Here is an 18,427-nt window from a genome sequence, read left to right on the forward strand (position 1 = left end):
GACCCGGGAGCCACCTGGGTCGGGCCGCGCACCGCCCCATAAGACTTTCGCCAGGCCGTGCGTCACGCGTACGGAACCGGCGAGCCAGACACAAGCTCCCGTGCGGCGCCCGCGCCCCGGACGGCGGTATCGCGCACATCACGCGAATCGCGCCGGACCGGACCCAGACGCGGCGCCCGGGAGCGCGACGGGAGAACCGCCCGCATGCACGAGCCGAACGAATCCGGTACGACCGGAAACCCCGCAAGCGCGGACGACAGCAACGCCCCCGGGGACAAGCTGCCGCCCCGCCGCAGGCGCCGCGCCGCCTCCCGCCCCGCCGGTCCGCCGTCGGGCGGGCCGGGCACGGCAGCCGACCAGGACGTCGCGCCGGCCATACCGGCCGCGGACACCGAGACACCCGAGCCCGCCGTGGACGCCGCCGCCCCGGCGCGTCCGCGTCGTCGCGCGGTGCGCAAGGCGACCTCTCCGGCGGGTACGCCGCAGGTCGCCGAGGTCGTGGAACCGGTCGCCGAGACCGCACAGGCCGAGCCCCCCGAGCCTGCCGCCGAAACCCCCGAGGCCGCACCGTCGGCGCGTCCGCGTCGTCGCGCGGTCCGCAAGGCGACCGCCCCGGCGGGTTCCCCGCAGGCCACGGAGGTCGTGGAGCAGGCCGCCGAGGCCGCACCGCCGGCCGCCGAGGAATCCGTCGCGGACGAGGAGGCCGAGGAGGCACCCGTGGTGGAGGCCCCTCGCGGCCGTCGCCGCGCGGTCCGCAAGGCGACCTCTCCCGCGGGTGCCCCGCAGACGGCCGAGCCCGTCGCCCAGGACACCACCGTGGCCGAGCCGGTGAAGGCTCCCGAAGCCGTCACGGAATCCGTCCCCGCCGAGGAGCCCGCCGCCGCGCCCCGTGGCCGTACCAGGCGCCGCGCGTCCTCGCCGGCCGGTGCGCCGCAGGCCGTGGGAGACACCGAGGCCGCGTCGGCCGCCGTCGCGGAGCCCGTGGCCGAGCCGGCCCGGACCGAGGACGCCGAGGAGGCTCCCGTGGCCGAGGCCGCCCCGCCCGCCCGGACCCGCCGTCGCGCCTCCCGCAAGGCGAGCGCTCCGGCCGGCAGCCCCCAGCCCGTCGAGGACGTCGCCGAAGCCGCCACGGAGAAGGCCGAGAGCCTTCCCGCGGCCGTCGCCGAGGAACTGGCCACCGAGCCCGAGCAGGTCGAGGAGGCCGCGCCGCGAGGCCGGCAGCGCCGTCGCGCCACCGCCGCCGCGGGCAGCCCCGAATTCACCGGCAAGGCCGAGGAGCCCGCGCGTAAGGGCCGTCGTGCGGCCCGTCCCGCCGTGGCCGTCTTCCAGGCACCGGTATTCGCCGAGCCGATGTTCCAGACCCCGGAGACCGCCGCCGCCGCGGCCGCCGCCGCGGGATCCGCGCCGGCGTACGACGAGAGCGACGACAGCGAGGACACCACGCAGCGCGCCTCCGGTGCGGAGAAGGCCGCCGAGGCCGCTCCCGCCGAGGGGACGCAGGGCGGCTCGCGCCGCCGCCGTCGCCGCCGGGGTGAGGCGGTCGAGACCGAGCCCGCCGCGACCCCCGTCACCCTCCCGGCCGAGCAGGCCGACCGTGCCCCCGCCGCCGAGGAGGACTCCGAGCAGGAGACCGACGCCGAGCACGAGGGCGACGACTCGGACGAGTACGGTGACCGGCCCTCGCGCCGTCGCCGTCGTGGCGGCCGTCGCCGCCGCCGTGGCGAGGCGAACGACGCGGACGACACGGAGCAGCAGGACGAGGCCTCCGAGGACCGCGCCGAGGAGTCCGCGCAGGCGGACGAGGACGAGGAGGAGCACGAGGCCTCCTCCGGGTCCAGCAGCAGCCGACGTCGTCGCCGCCGTCGCCGCCGTAGCTCGGACGCCTCCGGCGAGGACACCGGCGCGGGCGCCGACGACCCGGAGCGTACGGTCGTCAAGGTCCGCGAGCCCCGCAAGAAGGAGGCCGAGCGCGAGCCCGGCACCGGCTTCGACGAGGTCCAGTCCATCAAGGGCTCGACCCGGATGGAGGCCAAGAAGCAGCGCCGCCGTGAGGGGCGTGAGCAGGGCCGCCGCCGCGTTCCGATCATCACCGAGGCCGAGTTCCTGGCCCGCCGCGAGGCGGTCGAGCGCGTCATGGTCGTCCGCCAGAGCGGTGAGCGCACCCAGATCGGCGTCCTCGAGGACAACGTGCTCGTCGAGCACTACGTCAACAAGGAGCAGGCCACCAGTTACGTCGGCAACGTCTACCTGGGCAAGGTGCAGAACGTCCTGCCCTCCATGGAGGCCGCCTTCGTCGACATCGGCAAGGGCCGCAACGCGGTGCTCTACGCCGGTGAGGTCAACTTCGAGGCGCTCGGCATGGCCCACGGGCCGCGCCGGATCGAGACCGCTCTGAAGTCCGGCCAGTCCGTCCTCGTCCAGGTGACCAAGGACCCGATCGGCCACAAGGGCGCCCGCCTGACCAGCCAGGTCTCGCTGCCCGGCCGCTACCTGGTCTACGTGCCCGAGGGCTCCATGACCGGCATCAGCCGCAAGCTGCCCGACACCGAGCGCGCCCGGCTGAAGAGCATCCTCAAGAAGATCGTTCCCGAGGACGCGGGCGTCATCGTGCGCACCGCCGCCGAGGGCGCGAGCGAGGACGAGCTGCGCCGTGACGTCGAGCGGCTGCAGCAGCAGTGGGAAGAGATCCAGAAGAAGTCGAAGAGCACCAGCAGCTCCAACGCGCCGACGCTGCTCTACGGCGAGCCGGACATGACCGTCCGGGTCGTGCGCGACATCTTCAACGAGGACTTCTCGAAGGTCATCGTCAGCGGTGACGACGCCTGGGAGACCATCCACGGCTATGTCTCGCACGTGGCCCCGGACCTGACCGACCGGCTGTCGCGCTGGACCTCCGAGGTCGACGTCTTCGCGACGTACCGCATCGACGAGCAGCTGATGAAGGCGCTGGACCGGAAGGTCTACCTGCCGAGCGGCGGCTCGCTGGTGATCGACAAGACCGAGGCGATGGTCGTCGTCGACGTCAACACCGGCAAGTTCACCGGTCAGGGCGGAAACCTCGAGGAGACCGTCACCAAGAACAACCTGGAGGCGGCCGAGGAGATCGTGCGTCAGCTGCGGCTGCGCGACCTCGGCGGCATCGTGGTCGTCGACTTCATCGACATGGTGCTCGAGTCCAACCGGGACCTCGTACTGAGGCGTCTGCTGGAGTGCCTCGGCCGGGACCGTACGAAGCACCAGGTCGCCGAGGTCACGTCCCTGGGTCTGGTCCAGATGACCCGCAAGCGGGTGGGCCAGGGGCTGCTGGAGTCCTTCTCTGAGACCTGCGTCCACTGCAACGGGCGTGGCGTGATCGTCCACATGGAGCAGCCCACCGCCGCCGGTGGCGGTGGCGGCAAGCGGTCCAAGAAGCGCGGCCGCGGTGGCGCGGGACACGACCACGAGCACGCTCACGACCACGACCAGGCCGAGCAGTCCGCCGAGGCGGAGACCGAGACCGAGGCCGAGGTGGCCGCCGAGGTCGCCGCCCCGGTCGCGCTTCCCGAGCCCGAGTTCGTCGCGGACGAGGAGCTCTACAGCAGCCCGGCCGAGGCCGAGGCCGCCGCGTCCCGTGGCCGTGGCCGCCGACGTGCGACCCGCAAGGTCACGGCCCCGGCAGGCGCGCCCGCGCCGGTGGTCGAGGAGACCGCACCCGCGGCTCCGGCCGAGCCCGAACCGCAGGTCGAGCAGCCTGCCGAGACCCCGGCACAGGAGCCTGCCGCCCCCGAGGCCGAGGCAGCGCCTCCGGCGCGTGCCCGGCGGCGGGCGACCCGGAAGGCGACCGCCCCGGCGGGTTCGCCCAAGCCGGCCGATGTGGCACCGCCGGTCCAGCCGGCCGAGCCGGTGGCGGAGCCCGTCGCGGCCGAGGACCCGGTCGTCGAGGCGCCCGCGGCCCCGGCCCCCGCTCAGGACGCCGAGGCCCCGGAGGCCGAGGAATCCGCTCCCGCGGCCCCGCCGCGCGCGCGGCGCCGGGTGACCCGCAAGGTCACCGCTCCGGCCGGTGCGCCCGCGGGTGCCGAGGAGGCGGCGGTCGTGGTCGTGGCGGACGCCGAGTCCGGCACGCCCGAGGCGGACGGCGCCGAGGCGGACGAAGCACCGGCCAAGAAGGCCGCGGCGCGGAAGACCGCGAAGAAGGCCACCGCCAAGAAGGCGGCGACCAAGAAGGCGGCTGCGAAGAAGACCGTCGCCAAGAAGACGGCCGCGAAGAAGACGACGGCCAAGAAGGCGGCGAAGAAGACTGTCGCCGCTGAGAAGCCGTCCTCCTCGGTGGCCGCCTCCGCGCGGACCGGCGAGAGCGAGTAACCGGCCCGCCCCTGACGGTGTGACGCCCGTCCCTCTCCGCCTGTGTCCCGTCCCGAGTTCCCGGGGGCGGGACACAGGCGTTCTCGCGATGCCTTGCGCCGCCCCGTTCCCAGCGCCATATATGTCCTTTGTGTCATGATTTGCTGGATCCCTGGTACGGCAGGGCGAGGAGCGCGCGACGGCGCACTCGTCAAGGAGGGCGTCGATGACGAGCATCAACGAGCAGCCGGTTCCCGTGGCCAGTCCCTTCATCGGAGAAGCCGAGATCGCGGCCGCCGTGCGGGTGATGCGCAGCGGCCACGTCGTGCAGGGCCCCGAGGTCGCATCCTTCGAGGACGAGTTCTCCGCCTTGGTGGGCGGGCGCCACTGCGTCGCGGTCAACTCGGGTACGTCCGCCCTCCACCTGCTGCTGCTCGCCCTCGGGGTCGGCAGGGGGGACGAGGTGATCGTCCCCTCGTTCTCCTTCGCCGCCTCCGCGAACGCGGTGCGTCTGACCGGCGCCCAGGTGGTGTTCGCCGACATCGAGCCGGGGAGCTTCGGCCTCGACCCCGACGCGGTCGAGGCCGCCGTCACACCGCGCACCGCCGCGATCATGCCCGTACACCTCTACGGACATCCGGTGGCGATGGGCCGGCTCATGCGCGTCGCGGACAGGCACCGGCTCGCCGTGGTCGAGGACGCCTGCCAGGCGCACGCGGCGGCGCTCGACGGGATCCCGGTCGGTTCCTTCGGGGCGGGCGGCGCCTTCAGCTTCTATCCGACCAAGAACATGCACTCCCTGGAGGGAGGCATGGTCACCACGGGGGACGCCGCACTGGCCCGCACCGTCGGGTTGCTGCGCAACCAGGGCATGGAGCGGCGCTACGCCAATGAGATCGTCGGCGCGAACATGCGGATGACGGACGTGTCCGCTGCGGTCGGACGCGTCCAGCTGGGCAGGCTCGGAGCCTGGACCGAGCGCCGCCGCGCCAACGCCGCCTATCTCGACGCGCACATCACCGTCCCCGGTGTCACCACACCGCCGGTCGCCGAGGGCGCCCGGCACGTCTACCACCAGTACACGGTGCGCGTCCCCGGGGTCCGGGAAGCGGCCATGGCGGAGCTCACCGAGGCCGGGATCGGTCACGCGGTGTACTACCCGACGCCCATCCACCGGCTCGATCCCTACTGGGAGCCGGACCAGAAGGCCGGCCGGGTCTGGGATCTCCCGGAGACCGAGCGGGCCACCGCCGAGGTCCTCTCCCTGCCCGTACACCCGTCCCTCGCGCAGGAGGAGCTGGAGCGCGTGGCCGCGTCCGTCAACGCCCTGGAGGCGATCCTGTGAACGCCGGACTGCGGGCGGGCCTCATCGGCCTCGGCTCGATGGGCCGCCACCACGCGCGGGTACTCGACGCCCTGGAAGGGGTCGAACTCGCCGGGGTCGTCGACCCGCTGGGCGACAAGAACGGGTGGGCGCAGGGCGCCCCCGTCCTGCGGAGCGTCGAGGAACTCCTGGCCCTGGGCATCGACTACGCCGTCGTCGCCTGCCCGACGGGCCTGCACGAGGAGATCGGCATGACGCTGGCCGAAGCGGGGGTGTGCGCGCTCGTCGAGAAACCGCTGGCGGACAGCGTCGAAGGCGCCCTGCGCCTCGTGGACGCGTTCGAGTCGCGGAACCTGGTCGCGGGCGTCGGGCACATCGAGCGGTGCAACCCCGCCCTGCGCTCCCTGCGAGGCCGTCTGGAGTCCGGCGAGCTCGGCGACCTGTACCAGGTGGTGACCCGCCGCCAGGGCCCGTATCCGCATCGCGTCGCGGATGTCGGGGTGGTCAAGGACCTGGCCACCCACGACATCGATCTGACGGCGTGGATGACCGGCCGGAGCTACGTCTCGATCGCCGCTCACACCGTGTCCAAGTCGGGCCGCCCTTACGAGGACATGGTCAGCGCGGTGGGCCGTCTCTCCGACGGCACGATGGTCAACCACCTGGTGAACTGGCTGAGCCCGCTCAAGGAACGCTTCACCTCCGTCACCGGCGAGCGGGGCTGCCTCATCGCCGACACCCTGACCGCCGACCTGACGTTCTACTCGAACGCCTCGGTGGCCACCGAGTGGGAGGCGCTGCGCGCGTTCCGCGGGGTCTCGGAGGGGGACATGATCCGCTACGCCATCGCCAAGCGAGAGCCGCTGCTCGTCGAACACGAACTCTTCCGGGACGCCGTGCGAGGAGTCTCCCGCGACATCTGCACCCTGCGGCAGGGGCTGCGCACCGTGGAGGTGGCCGCGTCGCTGCTCGACTCGGCCCGCAGCGGCCGCACGGTGGTCTTCGAGACACAGGAGGCGGTGCCCCATGGTGCTTGAGCCGACAGCCGCTCCGCCCCGGCGCGGGAAGATCGTCATGCTGGTCGAGAACGGGGTCAGAGGGGACTCCCGCGTACAGAAGGAAGCCCGTTCAGCCGCGGACGCGGGCTGGGACGTCGTGCTCCTGGGCAAGTCTCCGGACAGGAAGGCGAAGAGCTGGAGGCTGGGCGAGGCGCGCGTGCGGCTGCTGCCCGTTCCCACCCCGCTGCACCGGCGCCGCCACGAATACCGCAGGGCCGTTCTGCGGGCGCCGCTCGCCTACCCGCCAGGTCCGCTCGCCGAGTACCGCAAGCAGCGGATGAAGGCCTGGCGCGCCGAGCTCAACCTCAGGGTCATCGAGACCGGACGGTCCGGCTCCGCCATCGCCAGGTCACGCCTCCTGCCGACACGGCTGCTCTCCCGTGGCATGGGCAGGTGGGTCCGGCTGCGTGCCCGGCACACAGCCGCGCTCGAGCGCCGGCGCAAGGACATGGACACCCCCCTCGACCGGTTCACCACCGCCTTCTGGGTCCGGGCCATGGGGGAGCGGGCCTGGCGTCGGCTCGACCCCGGACTGTGGGACCTGGAGCTCGCCTACGGCAAGGTCATCGACTCGCTCGAACCCGACCTGATCCACGCCAACGACTTCCGGATGCTGGGTGTGGGTGCCCGTGCCAAACTGCGCGCCGAGGCCAAGGGGCGCACCGTGAAGCTCGTCTGGGACGCGCACGAGTTCCTGCCCGGCATCAAACCGTGGAACCCCCACCCACGCTGGCACGTCGCCCAGTGCGCACACGAACGGGAGCACGCGAAGTACGCCGACGCGGTCACGACCGTTTCGGACACGCTGGCCCGGATGCTGGCCGATCACCACGGTCTGGGGGAACTCCCCGAGGTCGTGCTCAACGCCCCCGAGGCCACCGTCCCCGAGGAGCGCGCCGCCGAGCCCGTCCCCGGCCTGCGGGCGTTGTGCGGGATCGGCCCGCTGGTCCCGCTGGCCGTCTACAGCGGTTCCGCCGCCCCGCAGCGCGGTCTCGACATCATGATCGAGGCCCTCCCGCAACTCCCCGGCACGCATGTGGCCTTCGTGGTCCCGCGCGGCAACTCGCCGTACATGCAGTCGCTCAGGAAGCGGGCGGTCGCCCTGGCCGTGCAGGACCGGGTGCACATCCTGCCGTACGTGCCCCACGACCAGGTCGTACGGCATCTGGCTGAGGCGGACGTCGGTGTCATCCCGATCCACCACTGGCCGAACCACGAGATCGCCCTGATCACCAAGTTCTTCGAGTACTCCCACGCCCGGCTCCCCCTCGTCGTCAGCGACGTCCGGACGATGGGCGCCATGGTCCGTGAGACCGGCCAGGGCGAGGTTTTCACCGCGGAGGACACCGCCGACTACGTACGGGCGGTGACCGCGGTCCTCGCCGCCCCACGGCGCTACCGGGACGCGTACGAACGGCCGGGCCTGCTGGCCGACTGGACCTGGGAGGCGCAGGCCGCGGTCCTCGACGGCGTCTACTCCCGGCTCACCGGGGGAGCCCGCCCCCGGGTGGGTGAACGGATGGCCCCGGTGACCCCGTGACCGCGCGCCCCGACGTCACCGTGATCGTCGCTGTGTACAACACGATGCCCTATCTCACGGAGTGCCTGAACTCCCTGATGAACCAGAGCATCGGGGCCGGACGCCTCGAAGTGATCGCGGTGGACGACGGCTCCACCGACGGCAGCGGCCGGGAACTCGACCGGTTCGCCGCGTGCCACCCGGAGACGGTGACCGTCCTGCACCAGCCCAATTCCGGTGGACCCGCCGCGCCGAGCAACCGCGCTCTGGACCTGGCCACCGGGCGCTTCGTCTACTTCGTGGGCTCCGACGACCACCTCGGCCAGGAGGCGCTCGAACGGCTGGTGGCCTACGCGGACGCCCACGAGTCGGACGTCGTCGTGGGCCGGATGGTGGGGGTGAACGGACGCTACGTGCACCAGAAGCTGTACACCGCGAACGCCCCCGACATCAGCCTCTACGACTCACCCCTGCCCTTCACCCTGTCCAACACCAAGCTCTTCAGACGCGAACTGATCGAGAAGTACCGGCTGCGCTTCCCCGAGGACCTGCCGGTCGGCAGTGATCAGCCCTTCACCGTCGAGGCCTGCGTACGCGCGCGCAGGATCTCGGTCCTGGCCGACTACATCTGCTACTACGCGGTCAAGCGCGGTGACGCGGGCAACATCACCTACCGGGCCGATCACCTCGACCGGCTGCGGTGCACCGCCCGGATCATGGAGCACGTGGCGGGTCTCGTACCGGCCGGCCCACGGCGGGACGCCCTGCTCGCGCGCCACTTCACCTGGGAGCTCTCGAAGCTCCTGCTGGCCGACTTCCCCTCGCTGGGCCTCGACACCCGGCGAAAGCTGTGCGACGGGCTGGCCGTGCTGCTGGACGCGTACTACACGGACGCGCTGCGCGACGCGACAGGGGTACGCCGCCGGGTCCGCTTCGGCCTGGCCCGGCGCGGTGCGGTGGATGCCCTGACCCGGGCCATCGAGGAGGAGACCGCGCACGGGGCCCCGCCCTTCCTGCTGGAGGGCGACCGGGCCTTCGCCCTATACCCGGGGTTCCGCGACCCCGCGGTGGGCCTGGACGACAGGACGTTCGAAGTCCTCGGAGAGACCGTGTCGGGACGGCTCGCGGCGGGCACGCGGTTCGAGTCGGCCGACTGGGAACAGGAGGGGGCGGACCTCCGCCTCACCGTGAGCCTGCGCCTGCGTGTCACCGGGGACACGTCCTCGGCGGTGGTCGCTCTGGTACAGGGGGCCATGCCGCCGAGCGCGGACCGCCCCGGCGCCAGGAGACTGCCCCGGGGGAGCGGGACGCCCCGGGCCCCCGGCGACTTCGGCGCGGTGGCGGCCGGGGACGGCCGCCACACCCTGCTCCGCGCCCTCGTACCCGTACCCGCGGAGCAGGCCAGGAAGGGTGTCCGTGTGTACGTCACCGTCGCGGGTGCCGTCTACGAGATCCCGGTGCGGACCGAGGGGCTGCCGATGCCGCTGGCCCGCCGCTGGGGCGAGGAGGACCCCCACCGGGTCGCGGCGAGGCCGAACAACAAGGGGCGGCTCGTGATCACCACTGCTCCCCTGGTGGAGCACCGGGCCGGACCGGGTACCCGGCTGTGGAGGCGGTTGAGGACGAAGAGGAAGCGAAGTCGATGAACATCTGTGTAGTGGCCCTGGGCAAGATCGGGCTCCCGCTCGCCGTGCAGTTCGCGACCAAGGGCCACACGGTCATCGGCGCGGACGTCGACGAGCGGGTCGTCGGACTGGTCAACTCGGCCACCGAGCCGTTCCCCGGCGAGCACGGCCTGGATGCCAAGCTCAAGGAGACCGTGGGCGCGGGCCTGCTCTCCGCGACGACGGACACCACCGCCGCGGTCGCGGCCTGTGACGCGGTCGTCATCGTCGTCCCGCTCTTCGTGGACGCCGAGGGTGCTCCGGACTTCGGCTGGATGGACGCGGCGACGAAGGCCGTCGCCGCGGGCCTGAGGCCCGGGACCCTCGTCAGCTACGAGACCACACTGCCCGTCGGTACCACCCGCGACCGCTGGGCGCCGATGCTCGCGGAGGGTTCGGGTCTCACCCCCGGGCGCGACTTCGCCCTCGTCTTCTCACCCGAGCGGGTGCTGACCGGCCGTGTCTTCGCCGACCTGCGCCGTTATCCCAAGCTCGTCGGCGGCATCGACGAGGCCTCCACGCTGCGCGGGACCGAGTTCTACGAGGCGGTACTCGACTTCGACGAGCGCGACGACCTGCCGCACCCCAACGGTGTCTGGAACCTCGGCACGGCGGAGGCCTCCGAGCTGGCGAAGCTCGCCGAGACCACGTACCGCGACGTCAACATCGCACTGGCGAACCAGTTCGCCCGTTTCGCGGACCTGCACGACATCGACGTCGAGCAGGTGATCGACGCCTGCAACAGCCAGCCCTACAGCCACATCCACCGGCCGGGCATCGCCGTCGGCGGCCACTGCATCCCGGTCTACCCGCGGATGTACCTGTGGAAGGACCCCGAGGCCACCGTCGTGCGTGCGGCGCGTGAGGCGAACGCCGCGATGCCCGCGTACGCGGTCGACCTGCTGGCCGCCGCCTACGGCGACCTGGACGGCGTCGGCGTCCTCGTCCTGGGCGCCGCCTACCGGGGCGGCGTCAAGGAGACCGCCTTCTCCGGCGTCTTCGGCGTGGTCACGGCGCTCAGGGAGCGCGGCGCGGTGCCCTTCGTGTCCGACCCGCTCTACGGCCCGGGCGAGCTGAGGACGCTCGGTCTCGTCCCCCACGAGTCGCAGGCGGTCACCGCGGCGATCCTCCAGTGCGATCACCCCGAGTACCGGGAGCTGGCGGCCGAGAGCCTGCCGGACGTCCGCGTCCTGGTCGACGGCCGCCGTACGACGGATCCGGCCCTGTGGAAGGGCGTGCGCCGGGTGGTCATCGGCGGCTGACCCCGCCCGCGGCCGCGGTGAACGGTGCTTCCCCGCCCGTGGGACGAGCCGGTGTTCAGAGAGCCCGGGCGGCGCGCTCCACGAGGACACCACCGGACTCGTCGTGCAGGGTTCCGGTCCGCGGGCACTCCCAGACACCCGGCTCGTCCGCCCGTTCGACGAGCCGGACGCCGCTGCGCCCCACCCAGCCGATCCGGCGGGCCGGCACCCCCGCGACCAGGCCGAAGTCGGGGATGTCCCGAGTCACCACGGCCCCGGCCGCCACCATGGCCCATCGGCCGATCCGCAGGGGCGCGACGCACACGGACCTGGCACCGAGCGAGGCGCCCTCCGCGACCTCCACACCCACGGCCTCCCAGTCACCACCGTGCTTCAGCTCGCCCCCGGGGGTGACGGAGCGCGGGTTGCGGTCGTTGGTGAGGACCACGGCGGGGCCGACGAACACACCGTCCCCGAGCACGGCCGGCTCGTACACGAGGGCGAAGTTCTGCAGCTTGACGTTGTCGCCGATCCGTACGCCCGCTCCCACGTAGGCGCCGCGGCCGATCACGCAGCCCTTCCCCAGCCGCGCTCCCTCACGGATCTGTGCGAGCTCCCAGACGCTGCTTCCTTCACCGACCTCGGCACTCCGGTCGACCTGAGCGGTGGGCAGGACCCTGATGTTCACGCGCGGCACCTTTCGGGGGACGGATCGGGACAGAGCGTATGGTCGTGGAGGGGCGATGTCCGGTAGGCGGCGGCGGGCCGGAGCCGGTTTGACCCCCTGAGATGTGCCCCGTACCCTTGACCCTCGGCGTGTTTCTGTGCGCCTACCCCCTGAGCACATCCCTCCCGGTGATCCGTCCCCGGGGGAGGCCGCTCATCCTTCCGGACTGTCGCGGGCCCCGGCCCGTGCGGGCGGCTGGCATCAGGGGATCCGTTCCGAGTGAGAGAGAGATCCGCGTGTACGCCATCGTGCGCAGCGGTGGTCGCCAGCACAAGGTTGCTGTCGGCGACATCGTTGAGGTTGACAAGATTTCCACCGCCAAGGTTGGCGACACGGTCGAGCTCTCGACCCTGCTCGTTGTCGACGGCGACGCCGTGACCAGCGACCCGTGGGTGCTGGACGGCATCAAGGTCCAGGCCGAGGTCGTGGACCACCACAAGGGCGCGAAGATCGACATCCTTCGCTACAAGAACAAGACCGGTTACCGCCGCCGCCAGGGTCACCGCCAGCAGTACACGGCGATCAAGGTCACCGGCATCCCCGCGGCTGCGAAGTAAGGGACTGAGGAGACATGGCACACAAGAAGGGCGCATCGTCCACTCGGAACGGGCGCGATTCCAATGCTCAGCGGCTCGGCGTGAAGCGCTTCGGCGGTCAGGCCGTCAACGCCGGTGAGATCCTGGTCCGCCAGCGTGGCACCCACTTCCACCCGGGCACGGGCGTCGGCCGTGGCGGCGACGACACGCTGTTCGCGCTGACCGCCGGTGCGGTGGAGTTCGGTACCCACCGTGGCCGCAAGGTCGTGAACATCGTTCCCGTCGCTGCCTGATCCAGGCAACGGCTGAACGACTCAGCACCTTCCGAGGGCGGATCTCGGCTTTCCCGGTCACCGGGGAAGCGGGTCCGCCCTCGGCGCGTTACGTCTAGAGACAATTCCGTATTTTCCCGCAGTACCTGGAGGCCCCACCATGACCACCTTCGTGGACCGCGTCGAGCTGCATGCCGCCGCGGGTAACGGAGGCCACGGCGTGGCCTCCGTGCACCGTGAGAAGTTCAAGCCGCTGGGCGGCCCCGACGGGGGCAACGGCGGGCGTGGCGGAGACGTCATCCTCGTCGTCGAGCAGTCGGTGACCACGCTGCTCGACTACCACCACCACCCCCACCGCAAGGCCACGAACGGCCAGCCCGGCGCCGGGGACAACCGCTCGGGCAAGGACGGCACCGACCTGGTCCTGCCCGTGCCGGACGGCACCGTCGTGCTCGACAAGGCCGGTAACGTCCTCGCCGACCTGGTCGGACAGGGCACCACGTTCGTGGCCGGCCAGGGCGGCCGTGGCGGACTCGGCAACGCGGCGCTGGCCTCCGCCCGCCGCAAGGCACCCGGCTTCGCGCTGCTCGGTGAGCCGGGGGAGAGCCGGGACATCGTCCTGGAGCTCAAGACCGTCGCCGACGTCGCACTCGTCGGCTACCCGAGCGCCGGCAAGTCCTCGCTGATCTCCGTGCTCTCGGCCGCCAAGCCGAAGATCGCGGACTACCCGTTCACGACCCTGGTGCCCAACCTGGGGGTCGTCACCGCGGGCTCGACCGTCTACACCATCGCGGACGTCCCCGGACTCATCCCGGGAGCCAGCCAGGGCAAGGGCCTCGGCCTGGAGTTCCTGCGGCACGTCGAGCGCTGCTCCGTGCTCGTGCACGTCCTGGACACCGCGACGCTCGAGTCCGACCGTGACCCGCTCTCCGACCTGGACATGATCGAGGAGGAGCTGCGGCAGTACGGCGGTCTCGAGGACCGTCCGCGCATCGTCGCGCTCAACAAGGTCGACATCCCGGACGGCCAGGACCTCGCCGACATGATCCGCCCCGACCTGGAGGAGCGCGGCTACCGCGTCTTCGAGGTCTCGGCAATCGCGCACAAGGGCCTCAACGACCTCAGCTACGCCCTGGCGGGCATCATCGCCGAGGCGCGGGCCACGAAGCCGAAGGAGGAGTCGACGCGCATCGTCATCCGTCCCAAGGCCGTCGACGACGCCGGATTCACGGTGACGGTGGAGGAGGACGGCATCTACCGCGTCCGGGGTGAGAAGCCCGAGCGCTGGATCCGCCAGACCGACTTCAACAACGACGAGGCCGTGGGCTACCTCGCCGACCGCCTCAACCGTCTCGGTGTCGAGGACGAGCTCCGCAAGGCGGGTGCCCAGGCCGGTGACGGCGTGGCCATCGGGCCCGAGGAGAACGCCGTCGTATTCGACTGGGAGCCGACGATGGCCGCCGGTGCAGAGATGCTCGGCCGCCGGGGCGAGGACCACCGCATGGAGGCTCCGCGTCCCGCCGCGCAGCGCCGCCGCGAACGCGAGGCCGAGCGCGACTCCGCGCAGCGCGAGTACGACGAGTTCGACCCCTTCTGACAGGGATGGGGGTGCCTGCCCCCCCCATGACCCGGACCCCGCTCCCCGGGGTCCTCCCCGACCGCGGGGACCCCGGGGAGGCACGGGAAAGTGCCAGGTGACAGATGCGCGGCCCTCGCTCATGTGAGAATTGGGTAACACGTATGTGGGGTCTGTCACTGCGTGCCGCGGCTCCGGAAGAGCCAATCTGCCTGGCCAGACGGTGAACTGCGGGTTTCCCGGGGGCGAGCGCCGGTAAACGTCCGCCTTGCGAGACGGTCGCGGAGAGTGCGACCATCACACTGTTTCCCCCTGTCATCGCAAGGTAGGTCGTCTGTGTCTGTGCCGCATGAAGCCAAGCCCCGGACCACAGCGGTCGTGCTCGCCGGTGGGACCGGCCAACGTGTGGGCCTGTCGATCCCCAAGCAGCTGCTGAAGATCGCCGGCAAGGCCGTCATCGAGCACACGCTGACCATCTTCCAGAACGCCGAGGGCATCGACGATGTCATCGTGCTGATGGCGCCGGGCTTCGTTCCCGACGTCGAGAAGATCGTCGCCAAGGCCGGGCTCACCAAGGTCATCAAGGTCATCGAGGGTGGCAGCACCCGCAACGAGACGACCGAGCGTGCCATCGCGGCCCTCGGCGAAGGGCTCGCGGAAGGCGAGGACCGCAACGTCCTCTTCCACGACGCCGTCCGCCCGCTGCTGTCGCAGCGGGTCATCAAGGACTGCGTCGACGCCCTCGACCGCTACCAGGCCGTCGATGTGGCGATCCCCTCCGCCGACACGATCATCGTGACCCGGACCCACGGCGAGGACGGCGAGTTCATCACCGACGTCCCCGACCGGTCCAGGCTGCGCCGGGGCCAGACCCCGCAGGCGTTCAAGCTCTCCACGATCCGCCGGGCGTACGAGGTCGCGGCGGGGGACCCGAACTTCCAGGCCACCGACGACTGTTCGGTCGTGCTCAGGTACCTCCCCGACGTGCCGATCTACGTGGTCGCGGGCGACGAGTACAACATGAAGGTCACGCAGCCGGTCGACGTCTTCATCACCGACAAGCTCTTCCAGCTGGCCTCCACCGCCGCTCCCCAGCAGGCCGACGAGGCCGCCTACCGTGAGCTGCTCTCGGGCAAGACCCTGGTCGTCTTCGGCGGTTCGTACGGCATCGGCGCGGACATCGCCGCCCTGGCCGAGCAGTACGGCGCGAGTGTGTACCCGCTGGGCCGTTCGACCACGGGTACGCACGTCGAGAACCCGGAGCACATCGACGAGGCGCTCTCCAAGGCCTACGCCGAGACCGGCCGCATCGACTACGTCATCAACACCGCCGGCGTGCTGCGGATCGGCAAGCTGGCCGAGACCGACAACGCGACGATCCAGGAAGCCCTGAACGTCAACTACCTGGCACCGGTGCAGATCGCCCGCGCCTCGTACAAGTACCTGGCGGAGACCCAGGGGCAGTTGCTCCTGTACACCTCCAGCAGCTACACGCGCGGGCGCGCCGAGTACAGCCTGTACTCCTCCACCAAGGCCGCGATGGTCAACCTCACCCAGGCGCTCGCCGACGAGTGGGCGGGCGAGGGCGTCCGGGTCAACTGCGTGAACCCGGAGCGCACCGCGACCCCCATGCGGACCAAGGCGTTCGGGCAGGAGCCCGAGGGCTCCCTGCTCTCCTCGGAGGCCGTGGCCCGCACCTCGCTGGACGTGCTCCTGTCCGCGATGACGGGTCATGTGATCGATGTACGGCAGCAGGACCCGACCCGCGACGCCGCCGAGGCCTCCGGATTCGAGCAGGCTCTGGCCTCGGTCCTGGACCGTCAAGAAGATGTGTAATAATTCTTGACAAATGTGCTTTTCGGGCCTCTGGAATCACCGCACGGTGTATTCCGGAGGCCCGAATGCGTGAAGCCGCATCTTCACATTTCCCTCAATACGTGAAACAACCGGCACCCCCTGGAGCAGGTTCTTCGTGATCTCGACAGCTATCCGCCTGGCCCGTGTGGGCAGTCGGTCAGAACTGGCGGCAGCGATACTGATGATGCTGGGTTATCCCTGCGTCATGATCGCCGCTCTTCTCCCCGATATCTGGTTCTTCGCGGCGGCCACGGCTGTCACGTACATTTCGGACTGGTACCTGCACCAGCGCGGCAGCTATCTGGTCAACAGGCTCGGAAAAGTGCGGGCGGGTCTCTCCATCCGCTTCCTGCTCCGCCAGCTGATGATCATCCTGCTTCTGGCCCGGCTGGACCTCGCGGAAGAGCCCCTCTTCTACGCCGCGGTCGCGTGCTTCCTGCTCTTCTACGGGCTGCAGGCTCCTCACGGGGCGCTCACGACGCTGATCCGGCTGCGCCGCAGCCTGCCGATCGTCACGCGCAACGTGGACCTGCACGCGGTCCGCATCCCCGACGGCCCGCCGCGCCACATGCTGCACAGGGCCAGCGAGAAGATGCTCCACCTGGATCTGCCGGCCGTGGTGGGTGTCCTGATCGCGGCCGGTACGGGTGAGGACCTCATCGGATACATCGGTGCTGCCGTCACGCTGCTGCTCGCGCTCGGCTACAACGCCCTGCTCGTGCCGTACCTGCGCCGTGGCCGCCGGGCACCTTCGGCTCCCGCCGTGCTGAAGGCTCTCGACACCTGGCTCGGCGAGTACCAGCCGACCGTGGTCCTCTACTTCTCCGGCTCCAGCGAGTCCGCCTACCAGGGCAACATGTGGCTGGACACCATGGCGGCGGTGGAGGGGCGCCCGCTGATCATCATGCGTGAGCGCAACCTGGTCTCGCAGCTCGCGGACACCTCCGTCCCCGTGATCTGCGTACCGGCCGGGACCCACCTGATGAATATGGACCTCTCCACCGTCCGTGTGTGCCTCTATCCGGCGAACGTCGGCAAGAACATCCACATGCTGCGGGTGCCCACGGCCAAGCATGTCTTCATCGGCCATGGGGACAGCGACAAGCTGGCCAGCGTCAACCCGTACTCCAAGGTGTACGACGAGGTGTGGACAGCCGGCCGTGCGGGCCGCGACCGCTACGCCCTGGCCGACGTCGGCGTCCGCGACGAGGACATCGTCGAGGTCGGCCGTCCGCAGCTGGCTCCGATCGAGAGCTGGGACGGCACCACGAGGAACCCCGTTCCGACGGTGCTCTACGCGCCCACCTGGGAGGGCTGGGACGACAATCCCGGCAACACCTCGCTGCTGCTCGCCGGTGAGAACATCGTCCGCAGGCTGCTGGCCGCTGAGAACCCGGTCCGGGTCATCTACAAGCCGCACCCCTTCACGGGAATCCGCAGCGCCAAGGCGAAGGCCGTCAACGCCAGGATCCAGAACCTGATCGCCATCTCCGCGCAGAAGCGCGCGGCCGAGCCTCGCTGGGTGAAGGAGGCAGCCGACGCGGCCGAGGGCCATGCGGCCGCGAAGGCGGAGGCGGCTCGTATCGAGGCGCGCCTCGCGGAGCTGTCCCAGGCGGCCCGCGCCGGCGGCGACGAGTCGGACGAGTCGAGGGTCTCGCTCGCCGACCCGGTCCGCCAGGCGGAGATCGCCACCCTGCGGGCCGAGCTGAACGACGCGTACTGGCGTTCGTTCGGCTGGTGGGAGCACATCACGGTCACCGGTGCGCAGCCGAAGCTGTACGACTGCTTCAACCAGTCCGACGCCATGGCCTCGGACATCTCCAGCGTGGTCTCCGACTTCATCGCGAGCGGCAAGCCGTACGCGGTGACGGACTCCGCCGAGCTCGGCGCGGAGGAGTTCAAGCGCCAGAACACCGCGGTCAGGGCGGCCGTGATCCTCTCCAACAGTGCGAGCGAGATCGACGCGCTCCTGCAGGCGGTCAGCGATCCGGCGAACGACCCGCTGGCCGAGGCGCGGCACGAGCTCAAGACCTATCTGCTGGGTCCGGACGAGCCCACCTCGATGGAGCAGTTCAATGCCGCGGTCGTGGCACTCGCGGCCAAGGCGGAGGCCCGCAACGTGGGTGTCGCCCAGCGTGTGGGCGGACAGCAGCCTTCCGCACCCCTGCCCGATGCCGAAGCCGCCTCCAGCGGCACCGGCGACGGTACGGCCGAGGTCATCGCCGAGGTGGACGCCGCGGTCGACCCGGACGAGCCGGACGCCCCTGAAGCCGACGCCGGTATCGGAGCGGGGCCCTCGGCGCTCCGCTGAACCCAGGCGAGACGAACGATCC

General features: G+C 71.2%; 12 protein-coding genes. 11 read left to right on the plus strand and 1 reads right to left on the minus strand.

Annotated elements, in window-relative coordinates; genetic code table 11:
- The first annotated feature begins 204 nt into the window (after positions 1 to 204).
- The 6 genes from ACGFNN_RS02225 to ACGFNN_RS02250 all read left to right on the plus strand — a co-directional run bounded on the left by ACGFNN_RS02225 (position 205) and on the right by ACGFNN_RS02250 (position 11,147).
- A complete protein-coding gene (locus ACGFNN_RS02225) occupies positions 205 to 4,341 on the plus strand; it encodes an Rne/Rng family ribonuclease (protein WP_393552028.1) in 4,137 nt (1,378 codons plus the stop codon).
- A 205-nt stretch (positions 4,342 to 4,546) separates the two neighbouring features.
- Complete coding sequence (locus ACGFNN_RS02230) at positions 4,547 to 5,665, plus strand: DegT/DnrJ/EryC1/StrS family aminotransferase (RefSeq protein WP_393552029.1); 1,119 nt, start codon at positions 4,547 to 4,549, stop codon at positions 5,663 to 5,665.
- Positions 5,662 to 6,681 carry a Gfo/Idh/MocA family protein gene (locus tag ACGFNN_RS02235; protein WP_393552031.1) on the plus strand — a complete coding sequence of 340 codons (1,020 nt, stop codon included), beginning with the start codon at positions 5,662 to 5,664 and terminating at the stop codon, positions 6,679 to 6,681. The genes ACGFNN_RS02230 and ACGFNN_RS02235 overlap by 4 nt, the downstream gene beginning before the upstream one ends.
- Positions 6,671 to 8,242, plus strand: a complete 1,572-nt coding sequence (locus tag ACGFNN_RS02240; RefSeq protein WP_393552032.1) for a glycosyltransferase — start codon at positions 6,671 to 6,673, stop codon at positions 8,240 to 8,242. Before ACGFNN_RS02235 ends, ACGFNN_RS02240 begins: the two co-directional genes overlap by 11 nt.
- Positions 8,239 to 9,867, plus strand: a complete 1,629-nt coding sequence (locus tag ACGFNN_RS02245) for a glycosyltransferase family 2 protein (protein WP_393552034.1) — start codon at positions 8,239 to 8,241, stop codon at positions 9,865 to 9,867. The genes ACGFNN_RS02240 and ACGFNN_RS02245 overlap by 4 nt, the downstream gene beginning before the upstream one ends.
- A complete protein-coding gene (locus ACGFNN_RS02250) occupies positions 9,864 to 11,147 on the plus strand; it encodes a nucleotide sugar dehydrogenase (protein WP_393552036.1) in 1,284 nt (427 codons plus the stop codon). Before ACGFNN_RS02245 ends, ACGFNN_RS02250 begins: the two co-directional genes overlap by 4 nt.
- Positions 11,148 to 11,202: 55 nt before the next feature.
- Here the strand turns inward: ACGFNN_RS02250 and ACGFNN_RS02255 are convergent, their stop codons facing one another.
- Positions 11,203 to 11,814, minus strand: coding sequence for an acyltransferase (locus ACGFNN_RS02255; protein ID WP_393552038.1), 612 nt, complete (start codon positions 11,812 to 11,814; stop codon positions 11,203 to 11,205).
- A 275-nt stretch (positions 11,815 to 12,089) separates the two neighbouring features.
- Between ACGFNN_RS02255 and rplU the strand changes: the two genes are divergently transcribed.
- The 5 genes from rplU (at position 12,090) to ACGFNN_RS02280 (ending at position 18,405) form a co-directional block, all read left to right on the plus strand.
- On the plus strand, positions 12,090 to 12,410 hold the full coding sequence (gene rplU / locus ACGFNN_RS02260) for a 50S ribosomal protein L21 (RefSeq protein ID WP_014045903.1): 321 nt from the start codon (positions 12,090 to 12,092) through the stop codon (positions 12,408 to 12,410).
- A 14-nt stretch (positions 12,411 to 12,424) separates the two neighbouring features.
- Positions 12,425 to 12,682 carry a 50S ribosomal protein L27 gene (gene rpmA, locus ACGFNN_RS02265; protein ID WP_014045902.1) on the plus strand — a complete coding sequence of 86 codons (258 nt, stop codon included), beginning with the start codon at positions 12,425 to 12,427 and terminating at the stop codon, positions 12,680 to 12,682.
- Between the two features lie 139 nt (positions 12,683 to 12,821).
- A complete protein-coding gene (obgE, locus tag ACGFNN_RS02270) occupies positions 12,822 to 14,258 on the plus strand; it encodes a GTPase ObgE (RefSeq protein ID WP_393552040.1) in 1,437 nt (478 codons plus the stop codon).
- A 315-nt stretch (positions 14,259 to 14,573) separates the two neighbouring features.
- Positions 14,574 to 16,073, plus strand: coding sequence for an SDR family NAD(P)-dependent oxidoreductase (locus tag ACGFNN_RS02275; RefSeq protein WP_393552042.1), 1,500 nt, complete (start codon positions 14,574 to 14,576; stop codon positions 16,071 to 16,073).
- Between the two features lie 226 nt (positions 16,074 to 16,299).
- Positions 16,300 to 18,405, plus strand: coding sequence for a hypothetical protein (locus ACGFNN_RS02280; RefSeq protein WP_393552044.1), 2,106 nt, complete (start codon positions 16,300 to 16,302; stop codon positions 18,403 to 18,405).
- Positions 18,406 to 18,427: the final 22 nt, after the last annotated feature.

Origin of the sequence: Streptomyces sp. NPDC048590 (genome assembly GCF_043199535.1) — a bacterium.
GTDB lineage: Bacteria > Actinomycetota > Actinomycetes > Streptomycetales > Streptomycetaceae > Streptomyces.

What these genes read in the sequence shown, in the direction of transcription:
- ACGFNN_RS02225 (WP_393552028.1), top strand. Translation starts at nt 205, where the DNA reads ATGCACGAGCCGAACGAATCCGGTACGACCGGAAACCCCGCAAGCGCG.
- ACGFNN_RS02230 (WP_393552029.1), top strand. Translation starts at nt 4,547, where the DNA reads ATGACGAGCATCAACGAGCAGCCGGTTCCCGTGGCCAGTCCCTTCATC.
- ACGFNN_RS02240 (WP_393552032.1), top strand. Translation starts at nt 6,671, where the DNA reads ATGGTGCTTGAGCCGACAGCCGCTCCGCCCCGGCGCGGGAAGATCGTC.
- ACGFNN_RS02250 (WP_393552036.1), top strand. Translation starts at nt 9,864, where the DNA reads ATGAACATCTGTGTAGTGGCCCTGGGCAAGATCGGGCTCCCGCTCGCC.
- rpmA (WP_014045902.1), top strand. Translation starts at nt 12,425, where the DNA reads ATGGCACACAAGAAGGGCGCATCGTCCACTCGGAACGGGCGCGATTCC.
- obgE (WP_393552040.1), top strand. Translation starts at nt 12,822, where the DNA reads ATGACCACCTTCGTGGACCGCGTCGAGCTGCATGCCGCCGCGGGTAAC.
- ACGFNN_RS02280 (WP_393552044.1), top strand. Translation starts at nt 16,300, where the DNA reads ATGATCGCCGCTCTTCTCCCCGATATCTGGTTCTTCGCGGCGGCCACG.